Annotated in this window: 1 protein-coding gene; it reads left to right on the forward strand. The window is 38.5% G+C overall.

The features are described from left to right. A partial coding sequence (locus BWI92_RS27690) for a hypothetical protein (RefSeq protein ID WP_176464583.1) occupies positions 1-543 on the forward strand: 543 nt, incomplete at its 5' end. Positions 544-698: the final 155 nt, after the last annotated feature.

A 698-nucleotide genomic window follows, 5' to 3' on the forward strand; every position in this document is an offset into this window, starting at 1 on the left:
CTTAATCATTCCAAACTCAACCTTCACGCTAACTGGTTTGCTGATGAGTCTGTAGCCTTGGATTTTACAGGATTGGCTTTCCAAGATCTCAAAATAGGAGAGTTTCTGCCTGGAATGGCTTGGGCTACTCAGCGTATTCAGGAATGGGATTTATCTAATGGTTTTATTCCATCTACCGAAAAGCGTATTATCGATAAATTAGATTGTCGTTCGGGAGTAGCACTACCCATTTTGTTTCGTGGACAAGTCATTGCGGTTTCTGCTTTTACTCAACAGAAGAACATATATCGAACGATACAGATTTTTGATAACGTTTCAAGGCAAATTGGGGTAGATTTATCAAGAAGAAAAGCCGAAGACGAGCTCAATATATTCTTTAACTCCTCGCCAGATTTTCTGTGCATGCTCGATGCAGATTTTTGTTTTACAAGACTTAATAAAGTAGCTACAGAATGGCTATATAAGGGAGAGGTTTTGTTAGCAACATCTCTTTTTTTATCGAATACAACAAGACCCTCGGGGGTAGCCAAAAATACATTTTGAGTTCCTACAACAAGGTCTTTGATTTCGGCTTTTGGAAGTCCATCGGTACTACTATAGCTAATAATTTCTTTCGTTTTTAAATCAAACGATTGCAACATTCCCTCTTCAACAAGCCATAACTTTTGCAGATCTATCTGAAGCGGTAGATGGTGTTG

This window comes from Flectobacillus sp. BAB-3569, from assembly GCF_002270355.1.
Classification (GTDB): Bacteria; Bacteroidota; Bacteroidia; order Cytophagales; family Spirosomataceae; genus Flectobacillus; species Flectobacillus roseus.